The 19,461-nt window shown below is 61.0% G+C and carries 20 protein-coding genes and 2 tRNA genes; 8 read left to right on the top strand and 14 right to left on the bottom strand.

The window, feature by feature from the left end; all coding sequences use genetic code 11:
- Positions 1–74 precede the first annotated feature (74 nt).
- Both M653_RS01000000134225 and M653_RS0131750 read right to left on the bottom strand, forming a co-directional pair.
- The gene (locus M653_RS01000000134225) at positions 75–233 is read right to left on the bottom strand and encodes a hypothetical protein (RefSeq protein ID WP_084637125.1); all 159 of its coding nucleotides are present in this window, start codon (positions 231–233) and stop codon (positions 75–77) included.
- Between the two features lie 282 nt (positions 234–515).
- Positions 516–600, bottom strand: a tRNA-Tyr gene (locus tag M653_RS0131750).
- Positions 601–799: 199 nt separating this feature from the next.
- Here M653_RS0131750 and M653_RS0131745 point away from each other — a divergent pair.
- Positions 800–1,648: an RNA methyltransferase gene (locus tag M653_RS0131745; protein ID WP_027146876.1), complete on the top strand. Its 849-nt coding sequence runs from the start codon at positions 800–802 to the stop codon at positions 1,646–1,648.
- Between the two features lie 119 nt (positions 1,649–1,767).
- On the opposite strand, the gene M653_RS0131740 is transcribed toward M653_RS0131745, so the two are convergent.
- Genes M653_RS0131740 through gcl form a run of 3 tightly spaced genes read right to left on the bottom strand, consistent with a single transcriptional unit; the run spans position 1,768 to position 5,356 of the window.
- Positions 1,768–2,685, bottom strand: coding sequence for a 2-hydroxy-3-oxopropionate reductase (locus M653_RS0131740; protein WP_027146875.1), 918 nt, complete (start codon positions 2,683–2,685; stop codon positions 1,768–1,770).
- A 49-nt stretch (positions 2,686–2,734) separates the two neighbouring features.
- Positions 2,735–3,532, bottom strand: coding sequence for a 2-oxo-tetronate isomerase (otnI, locus tag M653_RS0131735; protein ID WP_027146874.1), 798 nt, complete (start codon positions 3,530–3,532; stop codon positions 2,735–2,737).
- A gap of 42 nt (positions 3,533–3,574) precedes the next feature.
- Entirely contained in the window at positions 3,575–5,356 is a 1,782-nt protein-coding gene (gene gcl, locus M653_RS0131730) for a glyoxylate carboligase (protein WP_027146873.1), read from the bottom strand.
- 207 nt (positions 5,357–5,563) lie between these two features.
- Here gcl and bhcR point away from each other — a divergent pair, with 207 nt between their 5' ends.
- Together bhcR and M653_RS0131715 are read left to right on the top strand one after the other, a co-directional pair.
- Positions 5,564–6,385, top strand: coding sequence for an HTH-type transcriptional regulator BhcR (gene bhcR / locus M653_RS0131720; RefSeq protein WP_027146872.1), 822 nt, complete (start codon positions 5,564–5,566; stop codon positions 6,383–6,385).
- Between the two features lie 107 nt (positions 6,386–6,492).
- Positions 6,493–6,921, top strand: coding sequence for a hypothetical protein (locus tag M653_RS0131715; protein WP_027146871.1), 429 nt, complete (start codon positions 6,493–6,495; stop codon positions 6,919–6,921).
- Between the two features lie 67 nt (positions 6,922–6,988).
- Here the strand turns inward: M653_RS0131715 and M653_RS0131710 are convergent, their stop codons facing one another.
- From M653_RS0131710 to M653_RS1000000136505, 3 genes are all read right to left on the bottom strand, one after another.
- Entirely contained in the window at positions 6,989–7,294 is a 306-nt protein-coding gene (locus M653_RS0131710; RefSeq protein WP_027146870.1) for a BA14K family protein, read from the bottom strand.
- A gap of 287 nt (positions 7,295–7,581) precedes the next feature.
- On the bottom strand, positions 7,582–7,806 hold the full coding sequence (locus M653_RS0131705; protein WP_027146869.1) for a hypothetical protein: 225 nt from the start codon (positions 7,804–7,806) through the stop codon (positions 7,582–7,584).
- A 200-nt stretch (positions 7,807–8,006) separates the two neighbouring features.
- Complete coding sequence (locus M653_RS1000000136505; protein ID WP_084637111.1) at positions 8,007–8,177, bottom strand: hypothetical protein; 171 nt, start codon at positions 8,175–8,177, stop codon at positions 8,007–8,009.
- A 151-nt stretch (positions 8,178–8,328) separates the two neighbouring features.
- Between M653_RS1000000136505 and M653_RS0131695 the strand changes: the two genes are divergently transcribed.
- A tRNA-Thr gene (locus M653_RS0131695) sits at positions 8,329–8,404 on the top strand.
- A gap of 98 nt (positions 8,405–8,502) precedes the next feature.
- Here M653_RS0131695 and M653_RS0131690 read toward each other — a convergent pair.
- Positions 8,503–9,072 carry a DUF2569 family protein gene (locus tag M653_RS0131690; RefSeq protein ID WP_027146868.1) on the bottom strand — a complete coding sequence of 190 codons (570 nt, stop codon included), beginning with the start codon at positions 9,070–9,072 and terminating at the stop codon, positions 8,503–8,505.
- Positions 9,073–10,036: 964 nt separating this feature from the next.
- On the opposite strand from M653_RS0131690, the gene M653_RS0131680 reads away from it, so the two are divergent.
- Positions 10,037–10,810 carry an NAD kinase gene (locus tag M653_RS0131680; RefSeq protein WP_027146866.1) on the top strand — a complete coding sequence of 258 codons (774 nt, stop codon included), beginning with the start codon at positions 10,037–10,039 and terminating at the stop codon, positions 10,808–10,810.
- Between the two features lie 192 nt (positions 10,811–11,002).
- A complete protein-coding gene (locus tag M653_RS0131675; RefSeq protein WP_027146865.1) occupies positions 11,003–12,580 on the top strand; it encodes a DEAD/DEAH box helicase in 1,578 nt (525 codons plus the stop codon).
- 36 nt (positions 12,581–12,616) lie between these two features.
- Here M653_RS0131675 and M653_RS0131670 read toward each other — a convergent pair whose 3' ends face one another.
- The 5 genes from M653_RS0131670 to M653_RS0131650 are packed head-to-tail and all read right to left on the bottom strand — an operon-like array spanning position 12,617 to position 16,544.
- Positions 12,617–13,288: a WbqC family protein gene (locus M653_RS0131670; protein ID WP_027146864.1), complete on the bottom strand. Its 672-nt coding sequence runs from the start codon at positions 13,286–13,288 to the stop codon at positions 12,617–12,619.
- Entirely contained in the window at positions 13,285–14,226 is a 942-nt protein-coding gene (locus tag M653_RS0131665) for a hypothetical protein (protein WP_027146863.1), read from the bottom strand. The genes M653_RS0131670 and M653_RS0131665 overlap by 4 nt, the downstream gene beginning before the upstream one ends.
- 10 nt (positions 14,227–14,236) lie before the next feature.
- On the bottom strand, positions 14,237–15,190 hold the full coding sequence (locus M653_RS0131660) for a hypothetical protein (protein WP_156938334.1): 954 nt from the start codon (positions 15,188–15,190) through the stop codon (positions 14,237–14,239).
- Positions 15,190–15,858 (bottom strand): acetyltransferase, encoded by a 669-nt coding sequence (locus M653_RS01000000134220; protein ID WP_051442896.1) that lies wholly within the window; start codon positions 15,856–15,858, stop codon positions 15,190–15,192. Before M653_RS01000000134220 ends, M653_RS0131660 begins: the two co-directional genes overlap by 1 nt.
- A 53-nt stretch (positions 15,859–15,911) precedes the next feature.
- Positions 15,912–16,544, bottom strand: a complete 633-nt coding sequence (locus M653_RS0131650) for a class I SAM-dependent methyltransferase (protein WP_027146861.1) — start codon at positions 16,542–16,544, stop codon at positions 15,912–15,914.
- Between the two features lie 108 nt (positions 16,545–16,652).
- Between M653_RS0131650 and M653_RS01000000134215 the strand changes: the two genes are divergently transcribed.
- Both M653_RS01000000134215 and M653_RS0131640 read left to right on the top strand, forming a co-directional pair.
- Complete coding sequence (locus M653_RS01000000134215) at positions 16,653–18,326, top strand: radical SAM protein (protein ID WP_245262416.1); 1,674 nt, start codon at positions 16,653–16,655, stop codon at positions 18,324–18,326.
- Positions 18,323–19,456, top strand: a complete 1,134-nt coding sequence (locus M653_RS0131640) for a DegT/DnrJ/EryC1/StrS family aminotransferase (protein ID WP_051442895.1) — start codon at positions 18,323–18,325, stop codon at positions 19,454–19,456. Before M653_RS01000000134215 ends, M653_RS0131640 begins: the two co-directional genes overlap by 4 nt.
- Positions 19,457–19,461 lie beyond the last annotated feature (5 nt).

The following is a 19,461-nucleotide window of genomic DNA, read 5'->3' as shown; positions in this document are numbered from 1 at the left end:
CTCGCCGACAGACGAGCGGTCCGATAGCGATCTAGCACCCCCCGCGGCAATCCGGAGGTTGCGTTCATCGCATCCTACTTCTTGATAATGTTGCCGTCGCGCAGGTCGAATGCTTCGGCGTCGCGAGCCTGGCGGTAGAAATCGTCCTGCAATTCACCCCATTCGCCGAGAAAAGCACCGCAATTGCTGCAATAAATTGGCGTCGACTCCGTGGCGTCGTCGGGAATGTCCATCTGGATCGTCCCGCAAGCCTTGCAATCGAGTTTGTCGTCCAACTTGCGTGCCATCTTCCAATGATCGCGCATTTTCACACAGGAGCCAATTGTCGATTTCGTACAGAGCGGTGCCTGCGATCACCCTCTGCCTCATTCTGATCCGGTCCAAGATGTGGATCAAGCGATGGCAGGTTCCGTGCGAGCGGCTCAGACGGCAAGCTGACGTGCCGGATTTACCTGAAAAGCGCCATGCACTTTTCGGTCCGATGTTTTCGCGTTTCAGGGCTTCCGGGCCGGCAGTGGTGGAGAGGGTTGGATTCGAACCAACGTAAGCTAAGCTAACGGATTTACAGTCCGTCCCCTTTAACCACTCGGGCACCTCTCCAATCTGCCGCCGCAGCCATGCAACGAGGCATTCGCGCCAATTTCGGACCCGAGTTGTGTCTTCTCCGAAACCAGCGAAGCGCCTTATGGCGGCAAGGCCAGTGGGTGTCAACCGCGCAGGAAGGGTTTTTCGACGTTGTTCGCCGGCCGCGGCGACAGGGCATATCCTTGGCGGGAGGAGACGGCTATAGAAGCCGGCCATGAGCAACAATTCCAATACCCCGAAAGACACCCACTACGCCAAGTTGCGCCGCGCCTTTCGCGACGAGAAAAGCGGCGGCGCGCCGGCGTTCAAGCCCCGGCAACCCGTGCCACCAGGCGAAAACGCGGCCGACGGGCTGGTGCGGCTCTACGGCTTGCATACGGTGCGTGCGGCACTCGACAATCCGCGCCGCCGGATCAAGAAAATGCTGGTGACGCGCAATGCGGCCGAGCGCCTTGAGATAGCCGATCTCACCGCCTTGCCCTTCAGGGCGGAACTGGTCGAACCCAGGGACATCGACAAGATTACCGGCTCGGACGCCGTGCATCAGGGCGTACTGATCGAGGCGGAGCCATTGAAGCCCAAGCGCCTCGACGCACTCGGCGACACCAGGCTGGTGCTGGTGCTCGACCAGGTCACCGATCCGCACAATGTCGGCGCCATCCTGCGTTCGGCGGCGGCTTTCGGCGCCGGCGCGTTGATTACCACGGCCCGCCATAGTCCGCAGGAATCTGGCGTGCTGGCAAAATCCGCCTCCGGCGCGCTGGAGCATATCGATCAGATCGAGGTCAAGAACCTCGCCGATGCGCTGGGCCAGTTGCACGAGGCCGGCTTCCAGACCATCGGGCTTGATTCGGACGGGCCGGCGGAACTCGAAATCAGCTTTGCCGGAGACCGGATAGCGCTGGTGCTCGGCGCCGAAGGCAAGGGCCTGCGCCAGAAGACGCGCGAGACGGTGACGACGTTGGCCCGCCTCGACATGCCCGGCGCTATCCGCTCGCTCAACGTGTCGAACGCAGCGGCGGTCAGCCTTTATGCGGCGCGGGCATTTCTGAAGCGCGGCTGACTGGGAGCGGCAAGCCTCTCGCCAGGAACCAAAACGGGTCCCGGCGACCTTGCCGGAACCCGTTCCTGGGTTAGGACAAAAGGTGGCGGCTTGGGAACGTTATGCCGCCCTCTCCCGACCTATGCCGCTTTGCCTTTCACTTCGGCTGGCTCGCCACCGACCTCGAAATTCGCCATCCGCTCCAGCGCCCTCACCAGCGCGGAATGATCTTCCTTCGCGCCGCCATTGGCCGCACAGGAATTGAACAGCTGCTGGGTGGTCGAGGTGTTGGGCAGTGACACACCGAGCGCCTTCGCACCCTCCAGTGCCAGGTTGAGATCCTTCTGGTGCAGTTCGATGCGGAAACCCGGAGCGAAGGTGCGCTTGACCATCCGCTCGCCATGCACTTCGAGGATGCGTGACGCTGCCAGCCCGCCCATCAGCGCCTGCCTGACCTTGGCCGGATCGGCGCCGGCTTTCGCTGCAAAAACAAGTGCTTCGGCGACGGCTTCAATGGTTAGCGCGACGACGATCTGGTTGGCGACCTTGGTGGTCTGGCCGACACCGTTCGGCCCGACCAAGGTGATGTTCTTGCCCATCTTTTCGAAAACCGGTTTCGCACACTCGAAGATCTTTTCGTCGCCGCCGACCATGATGGTGAGGGATGCCGCCTTGGCGCCGACCTCACCGCCCGAAACCGGCGCATCGAGATAGGCGCAACCGAGATCGTTGATCCTTTTTGCGAATTCCTTTGTCTCGATCGGCGAGATCGAACTCATGTCGATGACGAGTTTGCCCTTGGTCAGGCCGGACGCGACGCCGTTCTGACCGAACAGCACCTCGGCCACCTGTGGGGTATCCGGCACCATGGTGATGATGATCTCGGCGGCCTTGGCCACGGCGGCATGGCCGGTAACCGTCTTCAGGCCCTTGGCAATGAGATCGGCCGGCGGCTTGGAGCGGTGGTCGCTGGCGATGACGCTGTAGCCGGCGTCGAGCAGATGCCCCGCCATAGGCGCGCCCATGATGCCGAGGCCGATAAAGCCGATGATTTCCATTGTTTCTCTCCGTCTCTGTCAAGGCAGCGTGCGTGGCGCAAAATTCCCACTACGCCGCCGCACTTCCCCGCCCAGTCAGTTCCCTGAACCACCCCAGTCCGGCTTCCGTCCCCGCCTTCGGCTTGTATTCCGCCCCCACCCAGCCGGAATAGCCAATCCGATCGATATGGTCGTAGAGGAAAGGATAGTTGATCTCGCCCGTCCCCGGCTCGTGACGGCCGGGATTGTCCGCAAGCTGGATATGCGCGATGCGGCCGAGGTTTGCCTCGATTCTACGGGCGAGATCCCCCTCCATGATCTGCATGTGATAGATGTCGTATTGCAGGTACAGGTTCTTCGAGCCGACGCGGTCGATCAGGGCCAGCGCCTGGTCGGAATAGTTCAGGAAGAAGCCGGGAATATCGCGCGTATTGATTGGTTCGATCAGCAGCTTGATGCCGGCCTGCTCCAGCTTCTCCGCCGCGAAGGCGAGATTTTCGGCAAAGACATTTCCAAGCGTATCCCGTGCAATGCCCTGCGGCGCGATGCCGGCGAGGCAGTTGACCTGCCCGCAGCCAAGCGCCTGCGCATAAGTGATCGCCTTGGCGATGCCCTGGCGGAATTCCGGCACGCGATCCGGCAGCACGGCGATGCCGCGCTCGCCCTTGGCCCAGTCGCCCGCCGGCAGGTTGAACAGCACTTGCGTCAGGTCGTTCTTCTTCAGTCGTGCGGCCACCACATCGGGCGCGTGATCATAAGGGCCGATATATTCGACACCCTTGAAGCCGGCGCGGGCGGCGGCATCGAAACGGTCGAGGAAATCATGCTCGCCAAAGAGCATCGACAGATTGGCTGAAAAACGCGGCATTCTTTTTCTCCCTGGAGCATCGGACCCGATGCTCAAACAAAATTAGTCGAGCATCACGATCGCGGTCGGCGCGTCTTCCTGACGTTCGGCAAGGTCCTCGAATTCGGTGATCTTGTCGATCTCGGTGCCCATCGAGATGTTGGTGACCCGTTCGAGAATGAATTCGAGCACGACCGGAACCTGGTGCTCCTTCATCAATCGCTCCGCTTGCTTGAAAGCGCCGGCGAATTCCTCCGGCTTTCGCACCCTGACCGCCTTGCAGCCCATCGCCTCGGCGACGGTGACATGGTCGACGCCGTAGCCGGCCTCGGGATCGCCGGTACGGTTGATGTTCTCGAAGGCGAGGCTGACCTCATAATCCATCGAGAAGCCGCGCTGGGCCTGGCGGATCAGGCCGAGATAAGCATTGTTCACGACGACGTGGATGTAGGGCAGCTTGTGCTGCGCGCCGACCGCCAGTTCCTCGATCATGAACTGGAAATCATAGTCGCCCGACAGCGCCACGATGGTGCGGTCTGGATCGGCGGCGCGCACGCCAAGTGCTGCCGGCAGCGTCCAGCCGAGCGGACCGGCCTGGCCGCAATTGATCCAGTTGCGCGGCTTGTAGACATGCAGGAACTGCGCGCCGGCAATCTGCGACAGGCCGATGGTGGTGACATAGGTGACGTCACGGCCGAACGCCTTGTTCATCTCCTCATAGACACGCTGCGGCTTCAGCGGCACCTGGTCGAAATGGGTCTTGCGTTTCATGGTCTTCTTGCGGCCCTGGCATTCCTTGGCCCAGTCCGACCAGTCGCGCAGCCTGCCCGCTGTCTTCCACTCGGTGGCGACGTCGAGCAGCATCTTCAGCGCCGCGCCCGCATCGGAGACGACGCCGAGATCGGGCGCGAAGACACGGCCTATTTGAGTGGGCTCGATGTCGACATGGATGAACTTTTTTCCCTTTGTATAAACATCGACCGAGCCGGTATGGCGGTTGGCCCAGCGGTTGCCGATGCCGAAGACGAAATCGGCTTCCAGCATCGTCGCGTTGCCGTAGCGGTGCGAGGTCTGCAGCCCGCACATACCGGCCATCAGCCGGTGGTCGTCGGGGATCGCGCCCCAGCCCATCAGCGTCGGGACCACCGGAACGCCCGTGATCTCGGCAAATTCGATCAGCAGGTCGGAGGCGTCGGCATTGATGATGCCGCCGCCGGCGACGATCAGCGGCTTCTCGGCCGCGTTGAGCATCGCCAGCGCCTTTTCGGCCTGGGCGCGTGTCATCGCCGGCTTGAATGGCGCCAGCGGCTCATAGGCATCGATGTCGAACTCGATCTCGGCCAGCTGGACGTCGACCGGCAGGTCGATCAGCACCGGACCCGGCCGCGACGAGCGCATCAGATGGAACGCCTTCTGCAGCGCCATTGGCACCAGATAGGGCTCCATGACCGTCACCGCCCATTTGGCGACGGGCGCGGCGATGGCGGCGATGTCGACAGCCTGGAAATCCTCCTTGTTGAGGCGCGCGCGCGGCGCCTGTCCGGTGATGCACAGGATCGGAATGGAATCGGCCGCGGCCGAATAGAGCCCCGTGATCATGTCGGTGCCGGCCGGCCCCGAAGTGCCGATACAGAGACCGATATTGCCTGCCTTGGCGCGGGTATAGCCTTCGGCCATATGCGAGGCGCCTTCGACGTGGCGGGCAAGGACATGGCGGATGGTGCCCCTCGCCTTCATCGCCGAGTACAGCGGATTGATCGCCGCGCCCGGCACGCCGAAGGCACAGGAAATGCCTTCCTTTTCGAGAACGAGAACAGCGGCATCGACAGCGCGCATCCTGGCCATTTCCAGCCTCCACGAGATGATTGTTGGATGGCTAAGGATGTCACCGGGCGGGTGATTTTTCAATTTTTCCAGAATATTTTTTCATTTCGAGAAAACGGCGACTATTAACTGATTTTATTGACTTTTCTCTTTTCCAGCATTTGCGCTCGGAAAGTCCTGAAAAACTTTTTCATTGCATCTTGGAAGAAACGGCCGAGAATGCCGACCATGGAAACCAGCGAAAAACGTCAGCGCGGGCGCCCGCGCTCCTTCAATGGTCCGGCCGAAGCTGCCTCGGTGCAGTCGCTCGACCGTGCCTTGCGCATTCTGGCCATTGTCGCGGAAGGCAGCGGCCTGTCGCTGAGCGAGATATCGGCCCAAAGCGGGCTCGCCGCCTCCACCGCCTACCGCATGCTGACGACGCTCGAAAACCACGGCATGGTCGAGTTCGACACGTCAGACCAGCTCTGGTCGATCGGTGTCGAGACCTACCGCATGGGCGCGGCGTTCCTGCGCCGCCGCAAGCTTGTGGACCGTGCCCGCATCGTCATGCAGGAACTGATGGAGAAGACCGGCGAGACCGCCAATCTCGGCGTCGCCGAGGACGACTGCGTGGTCTTCGTCAGCCAGGTCGAGACGCATCAGGCGATCCGCGCCTTCTTCCGGCCGGGCACGCGCAGTCCCTTCCATGCCTCGGGCATCGGCAAGGCGGTGCTGGCGCATCTCGAACCGGAGCGCGTCGGAGCCATCCTGCGCAAGGCGGGCCTGCAGCGCTATACGGACAAGACCCTTTCCGACATCTCCGCCCTCGCCCATGATCTGGCGGCCACCAAGCATCGCGGCTGGTCGGTTGACGACGAGGAGCGCCACCCCGGCATGCGTTGCGTCGCCGCCGCCATCTTCAACGAGTATGGCGAACCGATCGGCGGCGTTTCCGTTTCCGGACCGACGGTACGGGTCACGCCCGACCGACTGGCCGAGATCGGCCCGCTCGTGCGCGACGCCGCGATCCAGGTGACCAGGATGATAGGCGGCGTGGCGGTCAGTTGATCACCAAGCGCATGGCAAGGTGTTTGGAGCTGCATGTCCGACATGGCGCGCGCTGAATAAAATTGGCCGTCTTGCCGTGGCGCCCGAATGCATGCGACAGGGCGCGAATGAGGAAAATAGTTCAGCTTCTGCTTGCCGCTTCGCTTTGCGGATGCGTGGCGACGACGCCACGACCCGATACCGGCGGCCAGCGGGTCAATCCCATCCCGATCTCACTCGCGCTGGAAGAGATCATCACGACCGGTATGCGCCAGCGCCTGCTGGATTCGGCCTCCGCCAGATTCGGGACCATGCTCGCCGGCGAGCGAACGCTGGACGGCCGCCAGGAGATCGTGGTCTGCGGTGCCGTCAACGCCAAGACCTCGCCTGGCGTCGATGGCGGCGACAAGCCATTCATCGCCAAGGTCTATCCGCAAGCCGCAAGCAGCTTTGAACTGGTCGCGATGGGCGACGATACGGAGGCTGCCCGGCTTGAAATTGGCGGCATCTGCCGTGTGGCCGGTTTGCCGATCCTCGACCCGAAGACGCACCTCTAGGAAGGCGATCTTCAAACGACGAAGAGGGGCTGCCTCGCAACCCCTCTTTCCTGTCGTCCGCCTCCCCTCAGAGTCGGCAGTAGTGGCTATAGCCGTCATGGCCGATATAGGTATCGGAATCCGGGTCGTAGCTCGCGTAACGCGCGAAGCAGCGGCGGACGTGCCAGGAACCGCCATCTTCGTCGACGTAGACCGTGCGCGGTTGCTGCTGGGCAAGCAGGCTGCCGAGGACGAAACCGCCAACGCCGGCGGCGATGCCGATGCCGAGGTCGTGGTGATGCGAGTGAGCCGCCGATGGCTGGACGGTGCCGACCAAAGCGGTGGCGGCGACGGTGGTGGCGATGAGGCCGGAAATGAATGTGCGCTTGAACATGATGATCTCCTTGCTTCGTTGACCGAGGCGATCCATCCGCCTCTTGATCATCTGTCGCCGCGGCATTGAAAAAGGTTCGACGGGGTTTGATTTTTTTTCGAGGAAGCTGGGATCCGCTGCCTGAAGGCGCGGCGGCCCCGCCGGCGTTGATCATCCAGATTCCGGCGCTTCAGGCACCTTGCGCCCAATCGCGTCATCGGCCGTGACGGCGACAGATCGATGCAAAAAGGGCGGCCGAAGCCGCCCTTTCCTGGACTGGTTCCTTCAATCACGCCGTCAGGCTGCGCTCAGTAGATGATGATGCGGTGGTGGTGGTGATGACGGTGATGATGATGGCCATAGACCCACCAGTAATCCGGGTAGTCCGGGTAATCCTGGTAGTAGAGGTAGTCGTCGAAATGATGATGGTGGTGATGCATGCCATGAGCCGACGAAGACTGGACGGTGCCGGCGAGCGCGCCGGTTGCAACGACGATGGCGACGAGGCCGGAAACGAAACTGCGCTTAAGCATAGTGATCTCCTGGATCCTTTGATCGAGGCGACCATTCGCCCCTGAACCTCAGTCGGCGCGGGCCGGCAAAAGGTTCGACAGGTCTGGAGATTTTTTGGGGGGGGATGGTGGGTGAGTAGTGAGTAGTGAGTAGTGAGTAGTGAGTAGTGAAATGAAACCACGCCGGACCGCTCACTACCGACTACTCACTACTCACTCTCTCACCAGCCCATGCCGGTGATATGGCGAAGCCAGAAGGCAAGCGCGATGAAACCGATGATCGTGGTGACGCCCGTCCAGTCGACATTGGCCTTCTTCACATCGCTGATGAGCTTCACCAGCAGCATCCAACTGACGAAGATGATGGGGAGAATGATGACAAATCTGACCATGCGAGCCTCGCCCGAGCGATTGCATCCTCATCCTCATGTAGGAAGCGCGTTTGCGGATTTCAGCGCGGGCCATGGCATCATCCACCACGACGGGGCCAAAAATGGAGTTTTGTCTTTACTGGCGCAACAAATATGCTAACCGGAGCGCCGTGCCCTTGTAGCTCAGCTGGTAGAGCAGCGGTTTTGTAAACCGAAGGTCGGCGGTTCGATTCCGTCCGGGGGCACCACCATTCGCTCTTCGAGCTCCGGGTGGCGGTCCACCCCAAGCCCTTAGACGCAGTCCTCCGAAACCCCGGTGTAGAGCGATTACGAGCGCCGCCACTCTCTATGAGGCGCTCGCGATTTGGGCCGACACGTTCGTCCTGGTGAACGTATTCCTCACCCTCACAGATTTGTAGACATAAGCAGCCCAGATGCCGACCCCCACAAAAGACGCCAGGGGTGCCACCAGCGCATTGCCTGCGAGCACCTGGTTCACCGGAACGCCCAGAACTGACGAAGTCCAGATCGTATCCAGGACAAAAACGACAGGGATCGCAAGGCACTGAAGCAGAAACAATTGCGGGAACCGGCGGCTTCGCCGCAGCATCGAAACCAGCACAACCAGTTGAAGCGCCAGAAATGCGAGATTGAGGGCAACCTCCCCATACACCGCCAGCGGCCCATTTGGGAGAGTCATGAGTTGCCGGTAGCCGTCGGCCGAATTGGCGAAGTCGGCGATCGTGCGCAGCGGTGACAACGTCTGACCGATCGCCAGCAGCATCAGCCAGCCACCGAAGCCCACAAGAGCCTCAGGATTCTGTGACGGCTTCGCGGCTGATCGAACAGCAAAGAAAACAGGCACGCCGATCAGCAGCAGCACGATCGCCCAATGCCAGATGGAAAACGTCCCCATTTATTCCCCCCCCCTTTTTCATACCCTTTTAAGTTGTATCAGATTTCAAACTAAACTCAAGAGCTGAATTTTTCGTAGACAACGATACCGAAGTGACGATTTCTCCTGCCCGCTCCCTGGCACTTTCGGCTCGCGTGAAAAGCGAAGAACGCGGGCGGGAGCCTTCAGCCGCTTCTGTCGGCAGGACGACAAACTTGATGTGCACCAGGCGATCGGCCGCCCTCACAACCCAGAACTCTGCCGGTCAATGCGGCGCAGCGTTCGTTTCCCAGGGCAAGGGAAACGGGATCCATTTCAGATCCGAAGCCTTTCCATCGGTGCTTTTATCGACGCCGCAGTTGCAACGATCGACCTTGTCCTGCCTCACGCCGTCGGATGAGCGGCAAGCGCCGGGCGCCGGCGAGACTCGGTGCGGGATCGATGAGCCTATTTTGGCGGCCTACAGCGCTCTTTGCGGGCAAGGCATTCCGGCGGCATCACCGCAGCGTGAGGCCGTGGGGACCGGTCTGGCGCTCATTTGTTCCGACTGGCGCACCAGTTCGGCGAAGACAAGCGCGAAACTTCCCAACATGACAAAGACGATGATCAGGCGTGCTACCGGCAATATGTCGGCCTCGTCTAGCTGGCGCATGTCCCCGGCATCAGGATCCGCGGGATCACGCGCACAAATCTAACGTGCCGCAGCGTCCTTTGCGTCCCGAAGGATAAGGTAGATGCTGCGGGCGCCCCACGCCACCCATGCCGGCTAACATGATCGGTCCGGCTTTACGAGACCTTAAGCCTGGCCTTAACCATCACATTCGGTCGCGCCACGACATCAACCGCGACCGCCCTGTGCGGCGGCACCGCCGCACCGTCGCTTCGTGAACCGGCAGAGGCTCTCTTTGCAGACCCGCCCGCCTCATGCTACCCCGGCGCTGGCGGCCGGAACCTGCCGGCGCCAATCGGTCGCGATCGGGAAGCCATGAGCACAGCCGCCAACAGCATCGCTTTCGTCTCGTCCGAGACAACAGACGCCAAGGCGGCGCTGGAGAGCCTGTCGGCGCGCTATGGCCAATGTTCGGTCGCCGAGGCGACTGTCGTGGTGGCGCTGGGTGGCGACGGCTTCCTGTTGCAGACCTTGCGCGACACGATGGGTACGGGAAAAAAAGTCTACGGCATGAACCGTGGCACAATCGGCTTCCTGATGAATGAGTACCGGTCCGGAGGACTCACCGAGCGCATCGCGGCCGCGGTCGCCGAAACGATCCGCCCGCTGGAGATGCTGGCAACCACCTCGGATGGCGAACAAGTCACGGCGCTGGCGATCAACGAAGTTGCGCTGTGGCGTCAATCCTATCAGACGGCCAAGATCCGCATCAGCGTCGATGACCAGATACGGCTCGAGGAACTGAACTGCGACGGCGTCATGATCGCGACGCCGGCCGGATCGACCGCATATAATCTTTCCGCGCACGGCCCTATCCTTCCGCTCGACGCGCCCCTTCTGGCTCTCACGCCGGTCAGCCCGTTTCGTCCGCGACGCTGGCGCGGGGCATTGCTTTCCAACAAGGCGACCGTGCGCTTCGACATTCTGGAGTCGGAAAAGCGGCCGGTGAACGCAGCCGCCGACCACACGGAGGTCAAGGCGGTGACCTCGGTCACGGTACGGGAATCGCCGACTGCCACCGCGACTTTGCTATTCGATCCCAACCACTCCTGGAACGAACGCATCCTGGCCGAACAGTTCCGCTACTGAGCCGGCACAGAGACAAGCGGCCGGATTAAGCATCGCGATTAAGGTTACAACTTCACAATCGCGCCAATCCTGCCCGTTTCTGTTGACAAATCGTGGGCTTGCGCCTAATCGCAATACCAATCTTGCAGGCGCGTGGCGCTTGCCGCGACGAATGACGTTGCGCTTCCCCGAACCAGCCAAAGACAGCAACACTTGTCCTCAGACACGACGATCGCTCAAGAAGCGTTGACCTTTTCAGACCTCGGCCTATCGCCGAAGGTGCTTTCCGCAGTCACCGATGCCGGCTACACCCAGCCGACGCCGATCCAGGCTGGCGCGATCCCGCACGCCTTGCTCGGCAAGGACGTGCTGGGCATTGCCCAGACCGGCACCGGCAAGACCGCCTCCTTCGTACTGCCGATGCTGACCCGGCTCGAAAAGGGCCGCGCCCGCGCCCGCATGCCGCGCACGCTGATCCTGGAGCCGACGCGTGAGCTTGCCGCGCAGGTCGAAGAGAACTTCGTCAAATACGGCAAGAACCACAAGCTCAACATCGCGCTGCTGATCGGCGGCGTGTCGTTTGACGAGCAGGACAAGAAGCTGGAGCGCGGCGCCGACGTGCTGATCGCTACGCCAGGCCGTCTGCTCGACCACCGCGAGCGCGGCAAGCTGCTGCTCAACGGTGTCGAGATCCTGGTCATAGACGAGGCCGACCGCATGCTCGACATGGGTTTCATTCCCGACATCGAGCGTATCTGCGAGATGATCCCGTTCACCCGGCAGACGCTGTTCTTCTCGGCGACCATGCCGCCAGAGATCACCAAGCTGACGGAAAAATTCCTGCATGCGCCGGTGCGCGTCGAGGTCTCCAAGGCCGCGTCGGCGGCTACCAACATCACCCAGCGGCTGGTCAAATCGGGCTCGAAGCCTTGGGACAAGCGCGAAACGCTGCGCAACCTGATCAAGGCCGAGGACGCGGAGCTGAAGAACGCGATCATCTTCTGCAATCGCAAGATCGAGGTTTCGGAGCTGTTCCGCTCGCTGCTGAAATATGACTTCGACGCCGGTGCGCTGCATGGCGATATGGACCAGCGCGCGCGCATGCAGATGCTGGCCAATTTCCGCGACGGCAAGCTGCGCTATCTCGTCGCCTCGGATGTCGCCGCGCGCGGCCTCGACATTCCCGATGTCAGCCATGTCTTCAACTACGACGTGCCGATCCATGCCGAGGACTATGTCCACCGCATCGGCCGCACAGGCCGCGCCGGGCGCTCAGGCAAGTCCTTCACCATCGCGACCAAGTCCGACACCAAATATATCGACGCCATCGAACGGCTGATCGGTACCAAGATCGAATGGCATGACGGCGACCTGTCGACGGTGGTTGCCAGCGAAGGCGAGGACGATGCTCCGCGCCGCGGCAAAGGCGCGCCGCGCCGCGCCGGCCGCAAGGACGAGGACCGCAGCGACAGGGGCGGGCGCAAGAAGGGCGGCGAGCGTCGCGGCAGACACAGCGAGGAAGATGCCGCGACCGCGGTTGCTCAACCGCAGCCCGATGTGGCCGAGACGACCGATAACGTCGAACGGCGCGCGCGCAAGGATGCAATCCGTTCGGAAAACACCGAACGCAAATCATCCGACCGCAATGAGCCGCGCGCACCTGAGCGTGGTGACACCAGGCCGCAGCGCAGTAACAACCGCCCTGCCCGCCACCATCAGGAAGACAACGATACCACAGTCGGCTTCGGCGACGACATGCCGGCCTTCATGCGCATTGTCGCCAAGGTCTGACCGGCGCGGCCGGGAAATAGCTGCCGAACGATCCGGTCACGGGGTCCAGAGGCAAGTACTTCGGACATCGTCGCGAAGGTCGGTGAGGTCATTGCCAAACAAGGCAGGCAGAGTGTGGGGGAACCGCCCTGCATAAGGCTCAAGAAATTGCAAATCGACGCCCACCCGCCGGAAGGCCTCGGCCATATAGAGGCCGTGGCCGCCGGGAGCGTTGATGTAGCGCTGGCCGCCAAGTGCCTGCACGATGCTGATGACGCGCTCCTGTCCTCGCAGAGCAGGGTCGATGTCTATGCTCGAACTGCGCAAGATCTCAGGTTCGAGTTCAAGCGCATCGGCTGCTAGCCGAAGACCTTCTTCGAGATAGTCGGTGACGTCGCCAAGCGGCCCGGTGAGATGGCGGCTGATCCGCTCAGAGGCCGGTGTAGTCGCTTGGCCCGGCAGTCCGAATACGGCAAGGCGCTTGTCGAGAGTGGATCGAGCGTCGCTCGCCCACCGCAGATTCTTTATCAATGTTACGAATGGCATGGGCGCGAGCGGCAATGTCAGCCAGCGACCCGGCGACATTTCGCAACGATGTACGCGCCCTCTGCGTGGGAACTGGACATCGTCGAAAACGACGAAGATGTCGCAAGCCGCTAAAAGGCGAAAATAGCCCAGATAGGGGAAGAAATACGGCTGCATGACAGCAATGGTGCGCTTACCAGTCACCGCGTCACGGGCTCGCCATAAAATGGGTAGGTGAGACTTCGTACATGTTGCTGGAATGCCTGCAGCACCGGAGATACGAACGACCTGCCGCAGAACGCATCGAATTCGCCGCGATTGCACAGGAAATTGTGACGGTCGAACTGGTCGCGGCGCAGGTAGTGGAGCACCCTGATATCAGCAGGGTCGCGGAGCCCGTGAGCCAGCATCTCGTCCGAGTTCGGGCAATTGTATTCCGGCCCGAGAGCCAAGGTGTCCGCTCCGACTGTCAGGATCGCCAGCGACAGTGCAATCTGGCCGGAAAAGAAGACGACGGACGTATCCTTTAAATAGTGGTACACACGCTGCGTCAAAGGCCGGATCAATTGCTGGATGGCGATGAACGCAGTTCTGTCGAAGACCACGAAACCATAGTTGAAGTAGGCAGGGCTGCCGCCCGAGGCTTGGTCCGGCGACATGGAATACTGCCAGTCCAGCGGCGTGTCGCCGAAGCCGAATGCCTCAAGAAGCCGGCGCCATGCGGCGTCATTTTCCGCACCATCTCTCGAAAACGGCGAAAAATGCGCCGGCATTCCGGCAATAAGAGGCCGCTTGGCATCGCGCATTCTTTGCAAAAGGTCATCGATTGGCCGCATGAGGCACACGTCGGCATCGGCGAGGATGACGGCATTGCCTCGCGGCGGTTCGGCATACCGGTCAAAACCCGAGGAAAAGCCCCGGTCGCTGACAGCGTGAGGCACGGGACGCCACGTCACCGGATAGGGCAATGACCAGCGATTTAGGGCGCGCATTTCGGTGGCGTCGGCATGTCCGCCGGCAGAAACCACGATGGGTGCGGTCGCATAAGCGCCGCCGAGCTTGGCCAGCGATAGGGCAGCCAGCTTGACGTTCGAAAAAAACTCCGGCTCCGGCAGGATCGGGATACGAAATTCAAAGGTCATACCGGTCCCGTCATGTCAAATCGCGGGTTGCCCAGCCGATGCCCGCCTCGCCAAACCCGTTGCCGTTGTAGAACATCACGTCCCGGTTCGCGCACCGCATGACGCAGCAATAGGCCTGCATCCAGCTGTCGAAATCGTCGAGCGTCGGCGGATTGCTGAAGATCACTGGCTCGGCTTCGCCGACGGTTCCATCCCGCGTGTCTATGCGACGGGAAAACAACCGGTAAGCCTCGTTGCCCCCAGCGCGAAAATCCCGCCCACGGCGGCTATACCACAAGCGCACGCCCCCAACCTCATGCGTTAGCCAGGGACGCGTGTGGCTGACGCCGTCACCAAGATCGTCAGGCAGGACGATGCTCGAACCCACTTCCCAGATCATGCCGTCAGGCGAAACACAGCTGCGAAGGACATAGTCCGGTTCCAGGACGCCCTTGACGTTGACCCAGCCTGTCCCGCTGGCATACCACATGAGATAGCCGCCCTCGACCGCATCGACAAAGGGGGTCGATACAAAATAGGGATCCACCGGGCCAATACCGCGGATCGGCCCTGCAAATGCCCTCTTGAAGCTCACCCCATCACCACTGATTGCGAGCCCGATCGCTATCTGGAAGCTGACATCATTGCGCGCATAGATGCCGGAATAATAGAGACGAACCCGGCCATCGACCATCAGCGCGCAGGACGGCCCCAGCCCCGAGCAATCGAAAGTTCCCGACGGGCCCCACTCCATGATCGGATCGAGATGCTCGCCAACCACACGCATGCCGTTTTGCGGGTCGACATCGACAGCCAGAATGGACGACCGGTTGTCTTTGTTGCGTCCAGCGAAGAAGATGCGCCAAAGCCGGGACGAAAAAGCGAGGGCCGTAGGGACCTGGGCATGACTGGCCCACCACCCGTGCCCCACCTTTACGGAAACCAGCAACCCGTGCCGGGTCCATTTCCCCTGATGGTCCGGCATCAGCGAAACTTCATCGACTTGATACGGGCGCTGGAATAGGGCTTCGGCAAGTCCGAGGGATGGCGCACCACACTGTTTGGCGGCACGTCGCGCCGGATCATGCAACGCGACTCAATATAGCTTCCCGCACCGATCATAATGCCGTTGTCGACGCCGACCTGCCCGCCGATCAGACTGCATGCGCCGATATGGACACCGCTCGCCAGTCCCACTTGCGATGACAGGAAGCAGAAGTCCTCGATGACGGCGTGATGCCCCACATGGCTGCCACTCCAGATGATGATGCCCTCGCCGAGGCGGACAAAAGGTTGCAGCGTGCAGTTTTCCAGAATGAAGCAGTTATCGCCAACCGTCTCCGCCATATTGTGCGTCGAGGGGTGAATGAAGCGCGCAAAGCCATATCCGCGCGCTCTGCCTTCCCAATGCCGATCCCGGCGGAACTCGTTTAGATTCTGATAGCTGAGAGGCCCGAGGAGCTTGACGCTGCCAGGCAGGAAACGCTCCTCGAGCCTTTCCCATGCGACCACGGGAAGGCCCTGGAACTCGGGCTGCGTCAGAAAGCTCTCGTCGACCGTGAAGCCGACAACACGATCATCGCCGAATTTGTCGAGGTAGGCTTTGGCAACTTCGGCGAGCTGCCCTGCCCCAAAAATGACCACGTCCGCCATGCCGCCCCTACGCCCTTGTTCCCAGCCCGGTCGCCACCACCTTGGGTGTCCGGCTATGTGCCGGCCTTATAAACGTAAACAGTGTATTCGAAGAGACCGTAATCGGCACGAATGAGGTGGTGGCGCGACAATTGATCGACGACAAATCGGCCAATCCGATCGTAGGGCACGTGAAAAAGGTCATCGCGTTCCCAGTCGACGTGTTTCGACATGAGGTTGAAGGCGATGCCTTTGCGTGCATGGGGAAATACCTTTACCAGCACCTCGGTCATGGCATCGAACATCGTCTCGTAGGCGACGCCGCAGCGCTCCGTGAAAACACCGTTCATGATGATGTAATCGGCCTCGGGCACAGCCGCGCCGGTCGCCATCACGTCGATTCGATCAAACGCCACGCCGGGATATTTGCGACGGCACAGGTCGATGAACCGCGCCGACAGATCAAGTCCCCGGTATCGTACCTTGCGATTGTAGTGGCGCAGATAGTCGAGGAAATGGCCGGCACCGCAGCCAAAGTCGAGCAGATCGACCTGATCGCTCTCCCGCACAACCTCTGCCATAATGCGGTAACGCGTCGCTGCGCCCTCGGCATCGGGCCAGTCGACTCCTTGAGGGGTGTCTCCGTGGCGCGCGAGACACGACTCGTAGTGACCCACCAACGCGTCAAATGGACCAGTATCAGTCAATTGTAATATCTCATGAAATCGGCGTATACGTTCGGCATGGCTTTGTATACCACGCTGTTACCGGCGTGATACTTTGGTTTCCTCATCTCGGTCCAGATCGGCTCAAACATGATGCACAGTCCGGCCTCGCCTTCGCCACGCCAGCTTCGCGTTTGTCTGATCAATCCACGTTTCCATCCTTCCGTATGGACTCGCGATGAAGTCCTTTCCATTCTGCCCGGCGGCAAGCGTAGCTGGATCGTGACGGGGTCTCTGCCGGCACTGGCGGCCCTTGCTCCCGACCACTGCGAAATCGTTCTGGTCGACGAGAATGTCGAGGATATCGATTTCGAACACCTCACAGATTTCGACATCGTTGGCGTGACCGGCATGATCGTGCAGCGCGACCGCATGTTCGCAATCCTTGACCGGCTCCGAGATCTTCCGGTTACCACAGTGGTCGGCGGCCCCTACGTCTCTGTATCGGAATCGGAGTTTGTCGATCACTGTGACGTGCGCTTCGTCGGTGAGGCCGAAGAGACGTGGCCGCGCTTCCTGACGGCTTTCGCCCGGGGCGAGGCAGTCCACCGGCGTTACGAGCAAGACGCCAAAACGAACATGGAGACAGTACCGACGCCGCGATACGATCTGCTGAAAGCTGGACGCTACATGGTCGCATCGCTGCAGTTTTCGCGGGGCTGCCCCTTCCTGTGCGAATTCTGCGACATCATCACCATTTTCGGTCGCCGCCCACGCCTTAAGACGCCGGCGCAAATGGTCCTCGAGTTCGAAGCAATCGTGAAAGCCGGGTTCAGCACCTGCTTCCTAGTCGACGATAATTTTATCGGCAACAAGGCCAAGGCCAAGGAACTGCTGCGCGTTCTGATCGATTGGCAGCAGGCGAACAACTACCCGCTCGTCTTCTCCACCGAGGCCAGCATCAATCTGAGCGATGACGAGGAAATGCTCGATCTGATGCGGCTGGCCAATTTCCGGCAGGTCTTCGTCGGAATCGAATCGCCTCGCACGTCATCATTGGCCGAAGCCAGGAAGGTTCAGAACGTCCGCGGCGACTCCATGATCGAGAAATTGCAACGCATCCGCAACAAGGGGCTGGTCATTCACGCCGGCTTCATTGTCGGTTTCGACGCCGATGATGAAGCGATCTTCAACGAGCAGTTCGAGTTTATTCAGCAAAGCGGCATCGCGCCAGTGTCGGTTGCGATCCTGTGCCCGATTCCGACGACGCCGCTTTACGAGCGGCTGAGGACTGAAGGCCGACTGGATCTCAGCGACCCTCATGTCAGCTTCCATCCCAAGAACATGACCCGCGACGTCCTCAAGACAGGTTACGACAGATTGGTACGGCGTTTGTATGAGCCTGAAGCCTATTTCGATCGCTTGGTCGATGGCTATGCTGGATCGCCGGGCTTCCGTCGCAGCCGGGCATCTCAGGCGGCCCAGATCGGGAGAAAACGCTCTGGCATGGGGCGGCTTGCGGAACTGACCGGGGCTTTTCTGATGGCCGCGCGCTTGGCTGGAACTCTTATCGTCAAACAACACGCTATATCGCTCGGCAGCGCCTATGTCAGGCATTGGCGCCGCAACCGCCGTCTCTGCGGTCGCGAGGCGATACCATTCGCCAGTTTCGTGCTGCTTTGCGCCGATCATTGGCATTTTTACACCATCTCGCAAACCAGTATCCGATTCCAGATCGGCAGCAGCCGGCCCGAAACCTTGCGACCATTGCCGGTCAATGAAGATCTCTACCTGCCCAGGACTGCCGACAGCAGGGCTTCATGACGAGTCAATTGTGGGATGCCGATCCCGACCCGCCGCCTGATATCCCGGTCGCGCGCCCGCGCCTGCCGATGGCGGACGATATTCTGCCCTATCTGCGTGAGATCGACGCAAACCGCTGGTACAGCAACAACGGTCCGCTGAATCAGCGATTCCAGGAAGTTCTCAAGGTTCACGTAAGTGCGAACCATGTGGTATGCCTAGCAAATGCAACGCTGGGCTTAGCTCTGGCATTGATGGCACAGAAGCCGGCGAGGGGCAGTCTCTGCATGATGCCGTCCTGGACCTTCGCCGCCAGCGCGCACGCGGCGGTTGTTGCAGGGCTCGTGCCCTGGCTTGTCGATGTAGACCTGAGCACCCAGCAATTGTTGCCCGAGGCCGCCGCGGAACTCATCCGCCAAGCACCCGGCAAGGTCGGAGCAGTCATGCCGGTGATGCCATTCGGCTGCCCGATGGGACCCGGAAACTGGGATCGGTTCAAGAACGACACCGGTCTTTCCGTGGTAATCGACGCGGCCGCAGCCTTCGACACGTTGAGAGCATCGCGGGTTCCGGCAGTCGTCAGCCTGCATGCCACCAAGACACTTGGTATCGGCGAAGGTTGCTTCGTCGCGTCCAACGACGGCTCCCTGATCGAGGAGATTGGGAAGGCGGCCAATTTTGGCTTCGCAAATTCTCGCGAGGCTACCTCGCCCGCATTGAACGGGAAGCTCAGCGAATATGGCTCGGCCGTCGGCCTGGCCGCGCTCGAAGCTTGGCCGCATACGCGTGCCGCCTATAAACGCGTTGCTACAGGCTATCGCCGCGCGCTGGGGTCGATTTCCGAGTTGAGTTTGCCTGAAGGCTTCGGTGAAAAATGGATCTCCTCCACCGTCACTATTGGCCTGCCGCCTGGTTTGATGGACGGTGAAATCAAAGCGCTGTCGAAAGCAGGGATTGGCGTGCGCCGGTGGTGGGGCGGCGGTCTGCACCGGCACGTAGCCTTCGAACATCTTCCCAGGATGCCTCTGCCGGTCACGGACATGCTGGTGGCGACGCAACTGGGACTACCCTGCTCGACCGATCTTGCCGATGAAACGATCTTCCGTATCTGCGGAATCGTCGCAGAAGCAGCTGCCAAAACAAAGAGTTAGAGCGG

This window comes from Mesorhizobium sp. WSM3626, from assembly GCF_000513935.1.
Lineage (GTDB): Bacteria > Pseudomonadota > Alphaproteobacteria > Rhizobiales > Rhizobiaceae > Mesorhizobium > Mesorhizobium salmacidum.
Note: the sequence above shows the minus strand (reverse complement) of the source record. Positions and strands in the feature narration are given on the sequence as shown.

Excerpts from the sequence above, each read along its gene's own strand:
- M653_RS01000000134225 (WP_084637125.1), bottom strand. The coding sequence starts at position 233 with ATGGACATTCCCGACGACGCCACGGAGTCGACGCCAATTTATTGCAGC.
- M653_RS0131745 (WP_027146876.1), top strand. The coding sequence starts at position 800 with ATGAGCAACAATTCCAATACCCCGAAAGACACCCACTACGCCAAGTTG.
- M653_RS0131740 (WP_027146875.1), bottom strand. The coding sequence starts at position 2,685 with ATGGAAATCATCGGCTTTATCGGCCTCGGCATCATGGGCGCGCCTATG.
- otnI (WP_027146874.1), bottom strand. The coding sequence starts at position 3,532 with ATGCCGCGTTTTTCAGCCAATCTGTCGATGCTCTTTGGCGAGCATGAT.
- gcl (WP_027146873.1), bottom strand. The coding sequence starts at position 5,356 with ATGGCCAGGATGCGCGCTGTCGATGCCGCTGTTCTCGTTCTCGAAAAG.
- bhcR (WP_027146872.1), top strand. The coding sequence starts at position 5,564 with ATGGAAACCAGCGAAAAACGTCAGCGCGGGCGCCCGCGCTCCTTCAAT.
- M653_RS0131715 (WP_027146871.1), top strand. The coding sequence starts at position 6,493 with ATGAGGAAAATAGTTCAGCTTCTGCTTGCCGCTTCGCTTTGCGGATGC.
- M653_RS0131710 (WP_027146870.1), bottom strand. The coding sequence starts at position 7,294 with ATGTTCAAGCGCACATTCATTTCCGGCCTCATCGCCACCACCGTCGCC.
- M653_RS0131705 (WP_027146869.1), bottom strand. The coding sequence starts at position 7,806 with ATGCTTAAGCGCAGTTTCGTTTCCGGCCTCGTCGCCATCGTCGTTGCA.
- M653_RS1000000136505 (WP_084637111.1), bottom strand. The coding sequence starts at position 8,177 with ATGGTCAGATTTGTCATCATTCTCCCCATCATCTTCGTCAGTTGGATG.
- M653_RS0131690 (WP_027146868.1), bottom strand. The coding sequence starts at position 9,072 with ATGGGGACGTTTTCCATCTGGCATTGGGCGATCGTGCTGCTGCTGATC.
- M653_RS0131680 (WP_027146866.1), top strand. The coding sequence starts at position 10,037 with ATGAGCACAGCCGCCAACAGCATCGCTTTCGTCTCGTCCGAGACAACA.
- M653_RS0131665 (WP_027146863.1), bottom strand. The coding sequence starts at position 14,226 with ATGACCTTTGAATTTCGTATCCCGATCCTGCCGGAGCCGGAGTTTTTT.
- M653_RS0131660 (WP_156938334.1), bottom strand. The coding sequence starts at position 15,190 with ATGCCGGACCATCAGGGGAAATGGACCCGGCACGGGTTGCTGGTTTCC.
- M653_RS01000000134220 (WP_051442896.1), bottom strand. The coding sequence starts at position 15,858 with ATGGCGGACGTGGTCATTTTTGGGGCAGGGCAGCTCGCCGAAGTTGCC.
- M653_RS01000000134215 (WP_245262416.1), top strand. The coding sequence starts at position 16,653 with ATGATGCACAGTCCGGCCTCGCCTTCGCCACGCCAGCTTCGCGTTTGT.
- M653_RS0131640 (WP_051442895.1), top strand. The coding sequence starts at position 18,323 with ATGACGAGTCAATTGTGGGATGCCGATCCCGACCCGCCGCCTGATATC.